This is a genomic window from Pararhizobium qamdonense (assembly GCF_029277445.1).
Lineage (GTDB): Bacteria > Pseudomonadota > Alphaproteobacteria > Rhizobiales > Rhizobiaceae > Pararhizobium > Pararhizobium qamdonense.
Map to the genome: position 1 here is coordinate 23,574 of NZ_CP119569.1, position 14,533 is coordinate 38,106.

Here is a 14,533-nt window from a genome sequence, read left to right on the forward strand (position 1 = left end):
TTGCTATTATTCGGCCCAAAGGGGGGCTCACAAAACAGGATTTTAAGAGGGAGGCCTGGGCTCACGAGAGCGCCCATGCGCTTTGTTTGCCACGTAGGCCAGCCCTAGATATTTCCATAAAGTCGCCGTAAGCCCCGACTGAGCGCAGCGCCCATGATCGACTCGTGACTTTCTTCTGGGTAGACGTGAGCTTCGGTCGAAAATTGTTCTCCAACCCAGGGTTGGAGAAGGTGTTGCATAACGAACATGTCACCCATCATGTCGGCATTTTGCATTGCGGAGGGAAGCTGACTTTTGACGGGAGCGAATTGCGCTCCGAACCGCGCTTTGTTTTCAAGCTCCCCGATGCACATATAGACCTTCGCGGATGGCGCCGGCGAGATAGACGTGGCTTCCTGGGCCATTCGCAGCACGGCTCCTTCATCCCACCATAAGGACGGGCTAACGGCAAGATAGCGACGAAATCTGTTTGGACGTTGAAAAAGGGCACTAAGTACAAACAGGCCGCCGAATGATTGGCCAGTTAAGGTGATGTCATCTGGATCGATGGGAAAGTGGTCGGCGAGCGCCGGGATGAGCTCCTCATCGATAAAGGCAAGGAATGCCTTCCCTTCACCGGTAGCGAAGGTCTCGGCGATACCGGTAAAGGACGGGGTCGCCAATGCAAAGGCGGGCCACGCCGTCGGCGTAAGATCTCTGTTTCGTCTCAATGCAAACGAGGGAACTACGTCCAGCGGATAGCCTATGCTAACAGCAAAAAGGAGGGGAAGGTCGAGGTTCACTGCACAGCTGTGAATAGTGCTGATCAGCGATCCGGCGCTGAGCTCTGCATCGGTTGCGATAACAGTGCCGCAACGCTTTCCGTTGACAGGATAACGGGGCGAGGTGATACAAATTCGTAAAATGTCATCAATGTTTTCGGGTTTGACCATCCACACTTCACTGCCAGCAATTAGAGTGTCGTGCTCCCTTGAAATTATCTGCATTTACGACTCCTAAAGATACGAGATCGTTGCGCGCTCGACATGTCGCAACAATTCAACAGTCCACGCCAAATTCGCGACTGCCATGCCTCCATTCATTCTGAAAAGTCCCGTTACATCAAAAACGACGACTGTGGCGGGGCCTTGGTTTTCGCGTGGCGGAAAAAGTGGCGACCTGATGTCATTTTACTTGGGCAAAGCGCGGGGTATCACCAATAGCTCCCGTCCTTGACGATGCCCGCGTTCGCCGGTTGGTCGAAAACCTAGCTTTTGCAGGAGTTTCCAGGAGGCTGCATTTTCCAACCTGCATTCAGCATTAATTTCCAGCTCGGGATATGATTGCCTCAACTCAGCCATCACTGCTCCGGTCGCCTCATAGGCATACCCTCGTCCCTGGTACCGGGTGCCAAACCAGTAACCAATCTCCAGTCGATCTTCCCCGTGCAGGTGGATCCCGACGGTTCCGACCAGTTCCTTACCGAGCCAGACGCCAAGGAAGCGGTTGTTCTCGTCCTGGCTGCCAAGCAGTTTCAAAGCGTCGAGCTCGGTGAACGGGGTGGGAAGGAAATCGACAACATCGGTAATGAAAGGATCGTCAGTCATTCGCCGAAACGCACTGACATCGCCGCCTAACAAAGGGTCGATCCTGAGACGTAAGGTGGGGATCTGAGGGAAATTTGCGAGAGACCTGGTGATGCTCATACACCGCCACTCCGAGTAAATTTTTTGATCGGGCTAATGTGGATAAAGAATGCCGCGTTTCGCAATGAGACGACGGGGTACTAAAGCGTCCAACGCGTACCACGACACTGGATTTCGTTCTACTATGCCTTAGAAGGGCGTGGCGATAGTGCGGTTCGGCGGAATATCGGTGAAGTTTTTGACATCATCGAGTACTGCCCCTGTCGCCTTGGAATTGAAGGCATTGTCGAGAGCCTGCCTGTCCGTGAACTTGCAGACAGCAACGGCGACCACGCCGACCTTGTCGTCACTTGGAAAGAAGGCACTGCAAGCTTCCAAGCCATATTTACCCCACGATTCCTGCACCAGAGGCAGATGCTTCTTCACATAATAATCCCTGTCGAAATGCGACGAGGCTTCGCCGGCATAACTGACGTTTAGAGTAACGTCCGCCATTGACGAGCCAGTCAATGTTAGCCAGATAGCGCCCGCAGCGAGAATGGATTTAGTAACGGCATGTTTCATGTTCGGTTCCTTGATTCACATATCAATGGGCGCTCGGCACCATCACCGCTGCGGTAGCCATGCTCCTGGTCGCGCGACCTGGTCGCTTTCCAGTACGGCCGATATCGCGATGCGCCTTTCACTGCATTTCTCCCCGTTTCGCTCCTATTCAGCAATCAACAATATCGAACTTTCACCATTCACTTTTGTAAGGCCTACTTGGAGCGGAAGGACATTCGTGCTCTCGTGACTGTGGCGCCTGGCGGAACTCAATGAAGCCGCACGGATTCTGGGCAATCGATCAACCAACGGTGGAGGGAGGCTCCGGCGCGTGCGGGCGTGCCACGTCAGACCCTTTTCTAAGCAAGAGCTGATTGCCTTTGTTGAGGAAGGCGAAAAGACGGAGGACGGCGCTACCGTTACAGGGAAAATAGCTGCTGTAGGAATCACGAATACTCACCGGCGGTGAAGATTTGAAGCGATCTTCGCGTCAAGCAAAACGAGAGTGCTTTCCGCATGAGTGATGAAGCGCGTACCTGTGATTTGTCGCTGGTCCTGCGCAAGCTCCAGAAGTAGCCGACCTCTCCGGAGGTAAGCTCAAATCCGAGGGCATGGAAGAAAGCTATCCCAGACAGAGGCGCAGGGCCATGCCATCCATAAGTGGGAGACAACGGATCCTCTCTGCGAGGTAGGCCAGATAGCGCTCTCGTCCTGAGGACGTCTATCCGCATTTAGATGGCTTCGAATCAGTCGTCATACCGCAGCGCTCAGCATTTAATGCAATGTCCACGCCCCCCGAGAGATCTGACGTGCCTGACTTAATTAGATGAACAAGCCCGCAGTTGCGATTTCAACGCGTGTGCGGGCAGCGTCTTCCTTATCGCGGAAGCGATCAATGGCCCAAGAGAGCGCCGTGGCAAGCTCGAATACGTCCCTCGCACCGACCGAGGCTACAGCAACCCCTGCTGCTTGCGCACGCGCAAGTAAGGCACCAGTCATGTCCTCAAGCAAAGAGACAGTAGGACCCAAGGAAGAGCCCTGCTCGTCTCTCGCCTGTGCTATGCACTGAGGGAGATCATGCCAGATCCGCAGCCGCCAACTCAGCCACACCAACCATTCCGACAAAGCCTGGCGCGGCGGAATATCACCGAGTGTCCTCGACTTCTCGATCGCCTCATCAAGATCCGATGTCATTACCGCCGCCAGAAGGTCCTCGCGCGCGGGGAAGTTGCGGTACAACGTTGCGTTGCCGACACCCGCGCGCAGCGCGATGCCGTCAAGCGAGGCAAGCACGCCATCTGTTTGGAATACTTCCTGTGCAGCTCGCAGAATTGCGTCTCGGTTGCGGCGGGCGTCGGCCCGAGGAACGCGCATAGCTGCCCTGTTCTGCTCAATGGTCATAAAGCATCCTTGACTAAACGGGGAGTGTCCCCATATATAAATGGACAATGTCCCCACTAATTTTGGAAACAACCATGTCACCTGATTCAGAGAAGAGCAAGACGTCCCTCAACGGCCGGACCGTACTGGTTACCGGGGCAAACGGCGGGCTAGGCGAACAATTCGTGTTGCAAGCGATTGAGCGCGGCGCATCGAAGGTCTACGCTGCGACCCGTACCTCCCGTGAATGGCCAGATCCGCGGATTAGACCGCTTAAGCTCGACATCACTAGCGAAGACGACGTGCGCGCGGCGGTTGTCGTAGCGCGGGACGTTGATCTGCTTATCAACAACGCTGCGATTGCCCCGCAGGGCGATTCCCTCCTGGGTTCGGAAGATGAGGCGCGAAGAATTTTTGAAACCAACTTTTTCGGGACACTGCGGGTTGCGAATGCCTTCGCGCCGACCCTAGGGGCCAACGGCGGCGGAACGATGCTCAATATTCTGTCGTCTGCGGTTTGGGTCAGCATGCCGACAACCTATGCCGCGTCGAAGGCGGCTATGTGGTCGGCAACCAACGGCCTGAGGTTTGCTCTGGAGGCGCAAAACACAAAGGTTGTGAGCCTACATGTCGGAATGATCGACACACAGATGGCGGCGCAATACAACGTCCCTAAGATTAGTCCGGCCAGCGTCGTCACGCAGGCCTACGATGGAATTGCAGCCGGAGACATCGAGGTGTTGGCGGACGATCAGACACGACAGCTCAAATCGAGTTTGGGGACCAAGGCGGAGCAGTTTTACCCATGGCTTCACGAGCAGCTCAGGGCATTCATCGTGTAATCGAAAGCTGCACAACATCCCTGTCGTGTTGGGGTAATGGGCGCGGCAGCAGCTGAGAAGACTGCCGTCGCCGATATCCTCGCTTGCGATATCCTTTGGCTCAATAAACCTCACGCGGAAGCGTCGCCTCGATCGGATAGGAACTATCGATCCATGATTGCAGGCGCATGGATGTTGCAAAAGCGTGAATTTACAAAGCTGCTCCCGCCACCTGAGACGGGAGCAGCAACGTTATTTGGCAAGGAAGCAAATTGCAGCGTCCGCCTGCCGTAGGCCCAACCGCTCGCTCCAACGAATTTAGCCATCCATATTGCTTTTATCCGCCGCGGTCATCATTCCGACCACCGCCGCGACGGCTTTCATACCATAGGGTTTGGATATGAGGAGGGCCGGACAACAGCTGCTCACGTTGAAGCTAAAGGACGCGAGAAGCGATGATGACAGGCACATTTCGAATGGTGGACGAGATCATCCGTGCGAGATCAAGACCGCTGAGGCCGCCGGGCATGTCGATATCGGTTTCAACCGCATTCGGCTTTCTCTTTCAGAGCACCTCAATGGCGTCGAGCTCGTTCCCCGCTTCGATAACGTCCCACCCCTCTGATGCGAGGGCGTCTGCAAGCAATATTCGGATCAGGAGCTTGTCTTCAACGATTACTGCGGTACGCCTTTACATGGACGTCTCCGTTCGGCTGTTTCAAAATTGACACGTCTGTCCTGATTTTGATCGCGCCTCGAGCGGGAGTATTCGCCGACATATCCAATAGAATGCGAATAAAACCTCACGCTACGTCCTTGTCGCTCTCAACGCATGCCGGCGATATTGTAACCGCCATCGACGACGAGGCTTTGGCCGGTGACGAACGCCGCTTCCGCACTTGCGAGCCAGGTTACAGCGCCGGCGATATCGTCGGGATGGCCGATACGTCCGAGAGCGGCATGCGCGCCGATCGCCGACACCGCTTCAGGAGGCAGTAAGCTCGTCATCGGCGTATCGATCACTCCGGGACTGACATTGTTGATACGGATGCCATCATTGCCGACTTCCAGAGCCACGGCGCGCACCATAGCGTCAAGCGCGCCCTTGCTGGCGGCATAGATCGACAGGTTGACATTGCCGCCGGTTGCGGCGATCGAGGAGGTGTTAACGATTGCCCCGCCCCGGCCCCGCCGGCGCATCGCGGCGACCTCGTGCTTCACCAGCAGCCATACGCCCTTGACGTTGGTCGCCAGCACATGGTCGGCATCCTCGCCCGTCAGTTCCTCGATTGGCTTGTAGGCGGTAGTGCCGGCGTTGTTGAAGGCAATGTCGAGGCCACCAAAGCGTTCCACGACCGCGCTGATCAAAGCTTCGACGGCTCGTTCGTCTGTCACGTCTGCCGGCGCAATCATTGCCATTCCACCCGCCTGGACAATTTCGCCTGCTACCGCCTCCAGCTCGGGCACACGTCTTCCAGTAAGCGCCACGGCAGCGCCCTGGCGTGCGAATGCCAGAGCGCTTGCCCGGCCGATGCCGCTGCCCGCGCCCGTGACAAGGGCCGTCAGTCCCGCAAATCTCCCGGGATCGGCACGCAACACGGCCTTCGTGTCCACATTTGCAAACATGTTCATTGTCCAACTCCTGTTGTTGAGGACATGAACCTAGCAATTTCATATTATGCCGATAATAGTCTATTATTGACATACCTCGTTGAGCAGGGAACACCAATGATGAAAGGCAATGATTTTGCCGAACTCACTGCGTTCGTCACGATTGCAGAACTGAAAAGCTTCGTGCGTGCCGCCACCAAGCTCGGTGTCTCGCGCTCAGCACTCAGCCATAGCATGCGCATGCTGGAAGAACGCGTCGGCACGCGACTACTGAACCGCACGACGCGCAGCGTTTCACTAACCGATGCCGGTCGCACGCTCTATGCGAGACTGCCGGCCGCCTTCGCCGAGATCCGCGACGCAGTTGAGGGCCTCAGCGCCTATCGGGAGCGTCCGGCAGGCACTGTGCGGCTGAACCTGCCGCGCGTGGCGGCAGAAACGCTGATCGGTTCGAAACTTTCAGATTTTGCAGCCGCCTATCCCGATATCCATGTGGAACTCACCGTTGAGGACCAACTCTCCGATATCGTCGGTAGCGGATACGACGCCGGTGTGCGACCCGGCGGTTTGCTGCATCAGGACATGATCTCCGTGCGACTGACGCCGGACTATCGAAGCACTATCGTCGGCTCGCCCGCCTATTTCCAGAATAATCCAAAGCCAAAAGTCCCGGCCGATCTCGCCGCTCATGCCTGCATCAACTACCGCTGGACGGCCTCAGGCGCGCTCTACCGCTGGCCGTTTTCCAAGGACGGCGAACAGGTAAATGCCGAAGTATCAGGCCCGTTAACGCTCAACGATGCAGGCCTCACGGTCAAAGCGGCACTCTCAGGGATGGGGCTTGCCTGCACGCTCGAAAGCAATGTAGCGCTCGAACTTGCTGACGGCCGCCTGATCCGCGTGCTGGAAGACTGGTGCCCGCCAACCTGGGGCTTTTATCTCTATTACCCGAGCGCCCGCCTGATGTCGGCGGCTTTCCGGGCGTTTGTCGACTTCATGCGCCACTAAATGGCGGGCATTTCGCCTCACCCTCGTAATTCTTGAAGGGCTCAGAACCGACGCCCTTCTATTCCATTTCACCAGCGCAACCACTTTTTGGTGAAGGACGACGCTGGGGGCCAGAATGGAAGATCGCGGTCGAGGCGGGCTGACCTCGCCTACTGACTAACTGCAGACACCTGGTCGGTTGATCCTAGATGAGCAAAAAAAGTCACTGCGTGGGGTGCACTTGGTTGAAGTCGGCTGAGTAAGCGGCGCGAGCATCTAAGTCACGGATCCTATTTAAATGGCAAGATTCTCTCCGCCATGCATCGATCGCTTCGACGAGCGGGCAGATCCTGTGGAACCCGTATCGTTTTCGTCCCTTAGCACGACCTCGTCTGTCCGGTGCACTAAAGTCAAGATCGCAACCTACCGATCAGAATTATCACGGACGTCGGCCCTGAGTTGACCTTACCTACTGCCTGATCCAATTTTTCGCGCAGGTAAGGCTGCCACAACCTTGATTTCCACAAGGAGACCTGGGTGAGCAAGTTCGGAGACCCCGATGCAAGTCCAGGCGCATGTTCCGCGGGGGAAGACCCGGTCCTTCACCTCGCGAAACACATCCATGTGCTGCCGCAATCCGACATGGTATGTGGTCATTTCCACGACATCCTCAAAACGGCAACCTGCTTCTGACAAGACGGTGGCTAAGTTATCCCAGCACGCCTCGAACTGCCTTTCTGGGTCATTGATGACATTCAAGTTCGCATCGCGTCCGACTTGGCCCGCACAGAAAACAAGGTTCTCCACGCGGACGGCAGGGGCATAACCTGCACGCTCCACAATAGACTTCATTGCCACCGGCACGATGATTTCGCGTTCCATTACCTATCCTCTAGTTCACGCCGGCTAACTGTACGCCGGTGAGATCGAGTGGCAGCTTTGTCGCATCAGCCTTGCGTCGTCTACAGCGGGAGAACAAAATTTGCTTAGATGACTGCAATTAGGTGAATACGGAGCCAGAGCTGCCGCAGCCTTCGCCTTGAAGGGATACGAACCGGCGACTGCACTAATACACGGAAATCTTTAAGCTGACGGCATAACCCAATTATTGACGAGGCTTGTGATCGTCAGTAGCGTGTGGCTCGATCTAGAACGGTGGAACTAGGGTAAAGCACAAGAGTTGTCGGGGGTAGCGGTGCGTCGCTCGTATTGATTAATCTACCCAGTTAGGACCCATGCAAACTCCAGTCACCGTTCCAATGACTTTCGCGTTCCGGCTATGCGGCACGCGGCCTCGTCTATGTTCTCGTTGCCGGGCTTGCGCTGTTCTCATCAATCGGAGGTGAGCCAAACTCAAAATCCGCTCTCAACGTCGTGCTTCGGCAGCCATTTGGACTTGTCTGGCTCCGATTGATCGCAATAGGGATGCTTGGCTTTATCGCGTGGCGTTTCGCACAGTCATTAGCCAACTCGGATGGTCACCCCTCTACGGCCTTGCAGCTCGCGGCGTCGTCTTTATCATTACCGGAATGTTCTTCTTGTATGTCGCCTTCACCGTAGATCCCGGCCAGGCAGGCGGCATTCCCCAAGCCTTGTCATGGGTGCGTCAACTTCCCTTCGGTGCTGTCCTTTACGCCATCGCTGCAGTTGGTCTCCTCGCATTCGGCATCTACGGTTTCGTCGAAGCACCTACAGATGCATCCGGCCGCCCGCCGTAGCGGCAACGGGTACCTGTTAAGAACGGTTTATTGTCTGAGTCCGCTGTGTGAGCGAAGGACTCGCGGACGCATCTTATCCGCCCTCGGCCTCGATCGTTAATCCATCATGCAATAAGCCCATTGTCCCCGGGTGACACGCGGGGTCAAACACAGCGAGCCCTGAAGTTCCGCTCGATGGCATCGAGCGATTGAACGCTTCCTTCGGTGATGCCAAGCAGCTTCACGCGCATCCAGACGCCGGTTATGAAGGCCCACCGCTTTATGCGCCAATGCCTCATGGCCGCCGCAGGCCAGAATTTCAGTAGGATCGCAATGGCTCCGACAAAGGCCACCCAACCGGCGCCGGCGTGAAGCGAGGAACCATGGCGGCCTTATTCGGGAAGATTTGCGAAGCCCAAATATTGCATAAACAAAACCCCGCCAAAAATGACCGGGTTTGTCAGCAGTCTGACGGGGCCGTTTAAGCCCCCGTTGTCGTGGCAAGCGTTTTCCCTTAAACTGACGATGCCCGGCCCGCATAACGCGCACGCTCTGCATCGATTTCCGCCTGCGAGTAAGGATCGGCCTTGTCATCGAAGGAAGTCCAGCCCTGACCTTCATAGGTCGTCCGGCGCGCCGGGAGATCGACCCAGTTCGAGCGCTGGAGAATGACTTCGGCCTCCCAGGCGCGGGCATCATCGACCTTGGCGGTCACCAGGGTACCGCCACGGCGCACGCCTTCGGCATAGACATGGGCATCTCGCTCGTCGACGCCGGAATCCGTCAGAGCACCGACGATGCCGCCCGCAGCACCACCGACGACTGCGCCGGCAACTGCGCCGGCAGCGGTGGCAGCAAGCCAGCCCGCGGCAACAACCGGGCCGACACCCGGGATGGCCATGATGCCGAGACGCCAAGCGGAAACCACATTCCATTGTATTGACGATAGCCGCGGCGGCGCTCGTAATAGCCACGGTGGCCATTATAATAGGCTGCATCACCACGACGGTGGAAGCTGTGGCGGCGTATATCGTCGCGATCGCGCCGACGGTACTGCACGCTCTCAATATCTTGCGCGTGCGTGCCGATCTGAGGCTGTTGAGGGGCGACGAAAGCTTGTACCGGGCCGAACGATGTTGCGAACATGATGGCGGAGAGCGCCAGCGGTGCTAATCTTAAACCTGAGATATACATCTTTACCTCCTGATTGAGCTGTGAGGTCATCTCACGCTTCGTCTACTGAATGATCCCCTAACTATCTAGTTCCCTGCAGACAGCCTTTTGCGACCTTTGCTTTATCATGTAGGACTTTCGTCCTGTGATTGACCCATTTTAAAAAAATGCGCCGACAGGAGGGGCGCTTAAACGAAGAGCTTGGCAAGGCGAGCAGCCCTGATCGCGGGGTCTTAATTGGTGACTGAGCCGTCTTCGACATGATTCGATCCAGGACTTTAGTCCTGCTTTCCCGCAGCAAAGGACCAACAGACGCGGTATCGACGCTTCAAGGCGGAACTCCATTACAGCAGTTGCGTTTGGTGGCTCAATGACAAAGCTATCGGGATGCGGCAGTTTGTTTCGAGTTCATTCTGAAGCCTCCCAGGATGACCGTTCTCCCTTGCTTACTTGGGACCGGTCGGAACGCAGGAGCTAATCGATGACCTATCCTATCGTGCCCGTGCTGGGCATCACCCTCTCGCTTACCGCGATCGCCGGGAGTGTCATGGCGATCCCCAATTACCTTCCGGAGCAGGAAGTCAAAAAGCTGGGCAACATTGATATCACATCACTCTGGACATCCCGTCCGGTGTCGGTCGATCCCAGCAAGCAGAATTTTGAGCGCCTTCCCGCTCTCGTCGTCGAACTGCCGAACTCGGCGGAGATGAACCTCGGCGTGGACAACATCGTCGCAAGTGAGATCCAACCTTCGATGCGGGTTGTGCGACCTGGCTTCACCGACGATGGCGAAATGGCGGGCGTCGGCCTGACCTCAAATTATCAAGCCGACACGGAAGTGGCGGCGTGGTGCGCCGAGCGTTACAGGTCCTACCGCGCTTCAGACAACACATATCAGCCCTATACCGGTGTACGCCGTGATTGTGAGCCGTTGTTTGGAGCTTCGGTTCATAGCTCTGTGACAAACGACGTGGTGGAGCAGGCTTCTGACATCGGTGACCTCAGGTCCACCGGAGATACTCATTCTCAATGGTGCTTCGCACGCTATCGCTCCTATGACCCAGACAACAATACTCACCGTGCGTTCAGCGGGGAAACTCGCGCTTGCGTTTCTCCGTATATTTGACAGCTAGCGGCGAGAGCGTGTTGCATCACTAATTACTTCCCGGATTATTGACGAACTGCCGTTGCTCCATGGTTTTCGACAATCGGTTCGCAGGTCAATCATGCCGGCTTATTGGAGAACCAGACGAGCATGCCGTCGTTTGTGAGGCCAATCGGACGCAAACCCCTCTCGTTGCCCAGCAGTTTCTTGTCGTCGGCGGTCTCGTGTCGCTTGTCGCAACGGTCATCGTTGCTGCTTTCGTCACCAGTCTCATCGAAGATGCTGTGGCGAGGACTCCGGAGCCGCGACAGCGCTCTACGTCGACAGCGTCATCGCACCTCTGCTGCCGGACATGCAGGCTAGCGCTGACCTGAGCGACTCCGTAAAGCAGGCGCTTGACGAAACGCTGGGTAAGGCGCGTTGGGAAAACGCCTGATGTCGTTCAAGCTCTGGCGTCCAAACGGCACGATCCTGTATTCAAATAGGAAGGAACAGATCGGACAGAAGCTGCCGATCAGCGACGGCCTGCAAACAGCGCTCACCGGAAAAATGGTCGCGGAGTACGACAACGTCAACGATGTTGGGAGCGAGACCGAACGCAAAAGCGGCATGCCGTTGCTTGAGGTTTATAATTCGGTACTGCAGCCTTGGTCAGGCGACGTTGTCGCGGTCCTCGAGTTCTACGAGAGTGCTACCGACTTCCAGCACAGCTTGAACAACGCGCGTTTACAGAGTTGGATCGCCGTGGTGGCGTTCACCATGACATCCTTCGCCATCCTGTCGGCTCTCGTGTTCAAGGGGAGCAGGATGATCGACAGCCAGCGTGAGGCGTTGAGCAATCGCATCCAGGATTGTCCGGACTTCTCACGCAGAACGGCGAACTCAGTGCGAAGCTCCAGCGTGCGAGTCAACGTACGACGGCTTTGAACGAGCGATACCTGCGCCGGCTGGGAGCCGAACTACACGACGGGCCGGCACAGCTTGTTGCGCTTGCAGCGCTGAATGTCGACAGCGATGCCATCAGCAATCCCCGCACGTCGCGTAAGATGCGGGATGGAGAGATCATATCCATCAAATCCAGTCTGGATGACGCCATGCAGGAAATCAGGACGATCTGTAGCGGCCTTGTCCCGCCGCAGATCGAAGGAGCTGATCTTGGGGAGATCATCGGACGAGCCCTGAAAACGCATATGCAGCGCACGGGCACAACGGTGAGGATGTCGATGTCTCCGTCATCACCGCCGCTATCGTTATTGGCAAAGATCTGTGTGTTCCGGTTCCTGCAGGAGGCGCTCACAACGGGTTCCGGCACGGTGGCGGAGTTGGACAATATGTCGTTCAGACCTTCGACGGACACAACGTATCCTCAACCGTTGGTGACAGCGGTCCGGGCTTCGACCCGGCGGAGATCAAACCGTCCAGTCTTGGGCTGTCGGGCCTGCGCGAACGGGTCGAGAGCCTTGGCGGACATTTTGACTTGAAGACGACGAACCAAGGAACCGTGCTGCGCATGTCCCTGAACCTGCATGAAATGGAGCCTGCATGATGAAAGAGATAACTATAGCCGTCGTCGACGATCATCCTCTGTTTCGTGAAGGCATAATACGCATCCTTTCGGAAATACCTGGCTTCCGGATCGTCGGTCAAGGATCAACCTCCGATGAGGCGCTTTCGTTGAGCGCCACCCTCACGCCGAGTATCCTGCTGATGGATATTTCGATGCCGGGCGGCGGGTTGAATGCGATCGTGCCCATCCTGCAGGAGAACCCTGACCAGAAAATTATCATGCTGACGGTCTCGGAAACGACCGATGACGTGATGAGCGCGTTGTCCAAAGGCGCGAAAGGCTACGTGCTGAAAGGAGTCGGGTCACGGATCCTGGCTGACAGCGTGAGATCGGTGGACGCGGGCGACACATACGTCTCACCTTCGTTGTCAGCGCGGTTGCTGTCAGACATGTCATCCTCCGCAGCGTTGGCGAAGCGGGGAAATCCGATCGACGATCTGACGAACCGCGAGCAGGAAGTCTTGAACCTGGTGGCCGAGGGGCTCAGCAACAAACGGATAGCGCTCCGGCTTGGCGTGCACGAGAAGACGATCAAGCAGCACATGACCCATATCTTCGCAAAACTGGGGATCAGCAACCGAACAGAAGCGGCTATGACGTTGCGAAACGCGACGGTTCAGGCTTGATGGTTCGTGCAACTGCTGGACTTAAGTCTCACGTGATTGGGGCATTGGTCTTAGTCGGGAACAGGTTTGATTTTATAACGTTTTGCTGGTGTCAAACAACTATTGGAGACTGCCATGAACACGAAACTCATTCTCGCATCGGCCTTTGTCACGTTCGCTTTAAGCGGTTCTGCCTATGCCGATGACGCGAACAGCGCGGTCACGGGTGCCGCAGGCGGTGCGGTCACGGGTGCGATCGTCGGCGGCCCGGTCGGCGCTGCTATTGGTGGTGCCGTCGGCCTCGTCGCAGGTGCTGCCATCGACCCGCCGCCGGAACGCGTCGTCACCTATGTTCAGCAGCAGCCTGTCCAGAATTCGGTTGTCGTCAAGCAGCCGATCGTTATCGGCAAGCCTGTCCCGCAGGAAGTCGTCCTGATGCCGATCGCAGAAGATCCACGCTATTCGTATACCGTCGTCAACGAGCAGCGCGTCATCGTCGACCCGCAAACCCGCACCGTCGTGCAGGTCATCCAGTAACGCCAGCCAACGCCGGGTCACCCAACCACGCGCAGGAGACTGATAATGAACAGCTTGATTTGGCTTGTCGGAGCTGTCGTCGTCATCGGCGCAATCCTGTCCTTCATTGGATTGGGCTGACCCATTACCCGAGGCAGCCAACGCTGCCTCGGGTGAACTCTCAATGTCCCGAGATCCCCATGTCCTACAATAATTCTCCAGAACCATCCGCCTCGATTGGTGGTTCAATCATCATGTTATTTCTTATCGTGGCAGTCGTTACAGCTGCGATGTCTACAGGCCTTGCTGGCCCAACGGATCGACGTATTGCTGTGGTTTTGCCTACTGTCGATCATGAACGCTGACAACACCTGTCCTTGTTGGCGCACTCATGATGAACCTGCCAAAGGAGAGCAACTATGTGGCTCGAACTTACATCCGAAAACGATGAGAAAATATTTGCCAACGTCGATCAGTTCGTCGTTATCTACCCTGCCAACGAGGACAAGCTCACGAAAGTCCTGACACCCGGCGGTCCGATCATGGTCAAGGAGCCAATGGCGTTCATCCAATCGAAATTGGAGGCTGCGGTCGCTCGATCTACCCACTAACCAGTCGCGCCGTCTGTGCTCATAATGCCGCTTCGTCAGCGACTGAAAAATTTAAGTCGGATTTCATCTCCTAACGTCGCCTTGCGGTTAACGATCGTCCGTCCTTTAGAATCCTTCATGATGAATCGGCCGTTGCGAACAACTTCGCTCAACCCGTCATCGTGACGAAAAGACAGTGCTGCTGCACCGCGATTGGCGGTCGCGCCTTTGTCCTTTGACCCCGGCGAGTTTCCGTTCCCGCGCGCCTCGCTCTTTCCTCCGCGATTGCCATTCCCACCCCCGTTTGTTGGTT

The 14,533-nt window shown here is 56.4% G+C and carries 12 protein-coding genes and 3 pseudogenes; 8 read left to right on the forward strand and 7 right to left on the reverse strand.

The genetic code is table 11. From position 1 onward, the window contains the following. Positions 1 to 104: 104 nt before the first annotated feature. The 4 genes from PYR65_RS28595 to PYR65_RS28610 form a co-directional block, all read right to left on the reverse strand. Positions 105 to 986: an alpha/beta hydrolase gene (locus PYR65_RS28595; protein ID WP_130854248.1), complete on the reverse strand. Its 882-nt coding sequence runs from the start codon at positions 984 to 986 to the stop codon at positions 105 to 107. Positions 987 to 1,169: 183 nt separating this feature from the next. Further along, positions 1,170 to 1,685 carry a GNAT family N-acetyltransferase gene (locus PYR65_RS28600; protein WP_276122474.1) on the reverse strand — a complete coding sequence of 172 codons (516 nt, stop codon included), beginning with the start codon at positions 1,683 to 1,685 and terminating at the stop codon, positions 1,170 to 1,172. 129 nt (positions 1,686 to 1,814) lie between these two features. Then, positions 1,815 to 2,189 (reverse strand): EthD family reductase, encoded by a 375-nt coding sequence (locus PYR65_RS28605; RefSeq protein ID WP_245521611.1) that lies wholly within the window; start codon positions 2,187 to 2,189, stop codon positions 1,815 to 1,817. Positions 2,190 to 2,990: 801 nt separating this feature from the next. Beyond that, the gene (locus PYR65_RS28610; protein WP_245521612.1) at positions 2,991 to 3,569 is read right to left on the reverse strand and encodes a TetR/AcrR family transcriptional regulator; all 579 of its coding nucleotides are present in this window, start codon (positions 3,567 to 3,569) and stop codon (positions 2,991 to 2,993) included. 74 nt (positions 3,570 to 3,643) lie between these two features. On the opposite strand from PYR65_RS28610, the gene PYR65_RS28615 reads away from it, so the two are divergent. Beyond that, the gene (locus tag PYR65_RS28615) at positions 3,644 to 4,390 is read left to right on the forward strand and encodes an SDR family oxidoreductase (protein ID WP_276122475.1); all 747 of its coding nucleotides are present in this window, start codon (positions 3,644 to 3,646) and stop codon (positions 4,388 to 4,390) included. Positions 4,391 to 5,194: 804 nt separating this feature from the next. Here PYR65_RS28615 and PYR65_RS28620 read toward each other — a convergent pair. After that, a complete protein-coding gene (locus PYR65_RS28620) occupies positions 5,195 to 5,995 on the reverse strand; it encodes an SDR family NAD(P)-dependent oxidoreductase (RefSeq protein WP_130854272.1) in 801 nt (266 codons plus the stop codon). A gap of 102 nt (positions 5,996 to 6,097) precedes the next feature. Here PYR65_RS28620 and PYR65_RS28625 point away from each other — a divergent pair, with 102 nt between their 5' ends. Beyond that, positions 6,098 to 6,988, forward strand: a complete 891-nt coding sequence (locus PYR65_RS28625; RefSeq protein ID WP_245521614.1) for a LysR family transcriptional regulator — start codon at positions 6,098 to 6,100, stop codon at positions 6,986 to 6,988. 444 nt (positions 6,989 to 7,432) lie between these two features. Here the strand turns inward: PYR65_RS28625 and PYR65_RS28630 are convergent, their stop codons facing one another. After that, positions 7,433 to 7,849: a RidA family protein gene (locus PYR65_RS28630; RefSeq protein ID WP_130854251.1), complete on the reverse strand. Its 417-nt coding sequence runs from the start codon at positions 7,847 to 7,849 to the stop codon at positions 7,433 to 7,435. Positions 7,850 to 8,230: 381 nt separating this feature from the next. Here PYR65_RS28630 and PYR65_RS28635 point away from each other — a divergent pair. Next, positions 8,231 to 8,705: pseudogene (locus tag PYR65_RS28635) on the forward strand (DUF1206 domain-containing protein); the annotation flags it as partial. A 473-nt stretch (positions 8,706 to 9,178) separates the two neighbouring features. Here PYR65_RS28635 and PYR65_RS28640 read toward each other — a convergent pair. Continuing rightward, a pseudogene (locus tag PYR65_RS28640) lies at positions 9,179 to 9,574 on the reverse strand (hypothetical protein); the annotation flags it as partial. 744 nt (positions 9,575 to 10,318) lie between these two features. Here PYR65_RS28640 and PYR65_RS28645 point away from each other — a divergent pair. The 5 genes and pseudogenes from PYR65_RS28645 to PYR65_RS28665 all read left to right on the forward strand — a co-directional run bounded on the left by PYR65_RS28645 (position 10,319) and on the right by PYR65_RS28665 (position 14,241). Then, on the forward strand, positions 10,319 to 10,963 hold the full coding sequence (locus tag PYR65_RS28645) for a BA14K family protein (protein ID WP_276122476.1): 645 nt from the start codon (positions 10,319 to 10,321) through the stop codon (positions 10,961 to 10,963). 110 nt (positions 10,964 to 11,073) lie between these two features. Beyond that, positions 11,074 to 12,488, forward strand: a pseudogene (locus PYR65_RS28650) (sensor histidine kinase). Further along, entirely contained in the window at positions 12,485 to 13,135 is a 651-nt protein-coding gene (locus tag PYR65_RS28655; RefSeq protein WP_276122477.1) for a LuxR C-terminal-related transcriptional regulator, read from the forward strand. Before PYR65_RS28650 ends, PYR65_RS28655 begins: the two are co-directional and overlap by 4 nt. 114 nt (positions 13,136 to 13,249) lie before the next feature. Continuing rightward, positions 13,250 to 13,651 carry a DUF1236 domain-containing protein gene (locus tag PYR65_RS28660; protein ID WP_276122478.1) on the forward strand — a complete coding sequence of 134 codons (402 nt, stop codon included), beginning with the start codon at positions 13,250 to 13,252 and terminating at the stop codon, positions 13,649 to 13,651. A 398-nt stretch (positions 13,652 to 14,049) separates the two neighbouring features. Further along, positions 14,050 to 14,241 carry a hypothetical protein gene (locus PYR65_RS28665; protein WP_276122479.1) on the forward strand — a complete coding sequence of 64 codons (192 nt, stop codon included), beginning with the start codon at positions 14,050 to 14,052 and terminating at the stop codon, positions 14,239 to 14,241. The last annotated feature ends 292 nt before the right edge of the window (positions 14,242 to 14,533 follow it).

Excerpts from the sequence above, each read along its gene's own strand:
- PYR65_RS28595 (WP_130854248.1), bottom strand. The coding sequence starts at position 986 with ATGCAGATAATTTCAAGGGAGCACGACACTCTAATTGCTGGCAGTGAA.
- PYR65_RS28660 (WP_276122478.1), top strand. The coding sequence starts at position 13,250 with ATGAACACGAAACTCATTCTCGCATCGGCCTTTGTCACGTTCGCTTTA.
- PYR65_RS28600 (WP_276122474.1), bottom strand. The coding sequence starts at position 1,685 with ATGAGCATCACCAGGTCTCTCGCAAATTTCCCTCAGATCCCCACCTTA.
- PYR65_RS28665 (WP_276122479.1), top strand. The coding sequence starts at position 14,050 with ATGTGGCTCGAACTTACATCCGAAAACGATGAGAAAATATTTGCCAAC.
- PYR65_RS28610 (WP_245521612.1), bottom strand. The coding sequence starts at position 3,569 with ATGACCATTGAGCAGAACAGGGCAGCTATGCGCGTTCCTCGGGCCGAC.
- PYR65_RS28605 (WP_245521611.1), bottom strand. The coding sequence starts at position 2,189 with ATGAAACATGCCGTTACTAAATCCATTCTCGCTGCGGGCGCTATCTGG.
- PYR65_RS28655 (WP_276122477.1), top strand. The coding sequence starts at position 12,485 with ATGATGAAAGAGATAACTATAGCCGTCGTCGACGATCATCCTCTGTTT.
- PYR65_RS28620 (WP_130854272.1), bottom strand. The coding sequence starts at position 5,995 with ATGTTTGCAAATGTGGACACGAAGGCCGTGTTGCGTGCCGATCCCGGG.
- PYR65_RS28625 (WP_245521614.1), top strand. The coding sequence starts at position 6,098 with ATGATGAAAGGCAATGATTTTGCCGAACTCACTGCGTTCGTCACGATT.
- PYR65_RS28615 (WP_276122475.1), top strand. The coding sequence starts at position 3,644 with ATGTCACCTGATTCAGAGAAGAGCAAGACGTCCCTCAACGGCCGGACC.
- PYR65_RS28630 (WP_130854251.1), bottom strand. The coding sequence starts at position 7,849 with ATGGAACGCGAAATCATCGTGCCGGTGGCAATGAAGTCTATTGTGGAG.
- PYR65_RS28645 (WP_276122476.1), top strand. The coding sequence starts at position 10,319 with ATGACCTATCCTATCGTGCCCGTGCTGGGCATCACCCTCTCGCTTACC.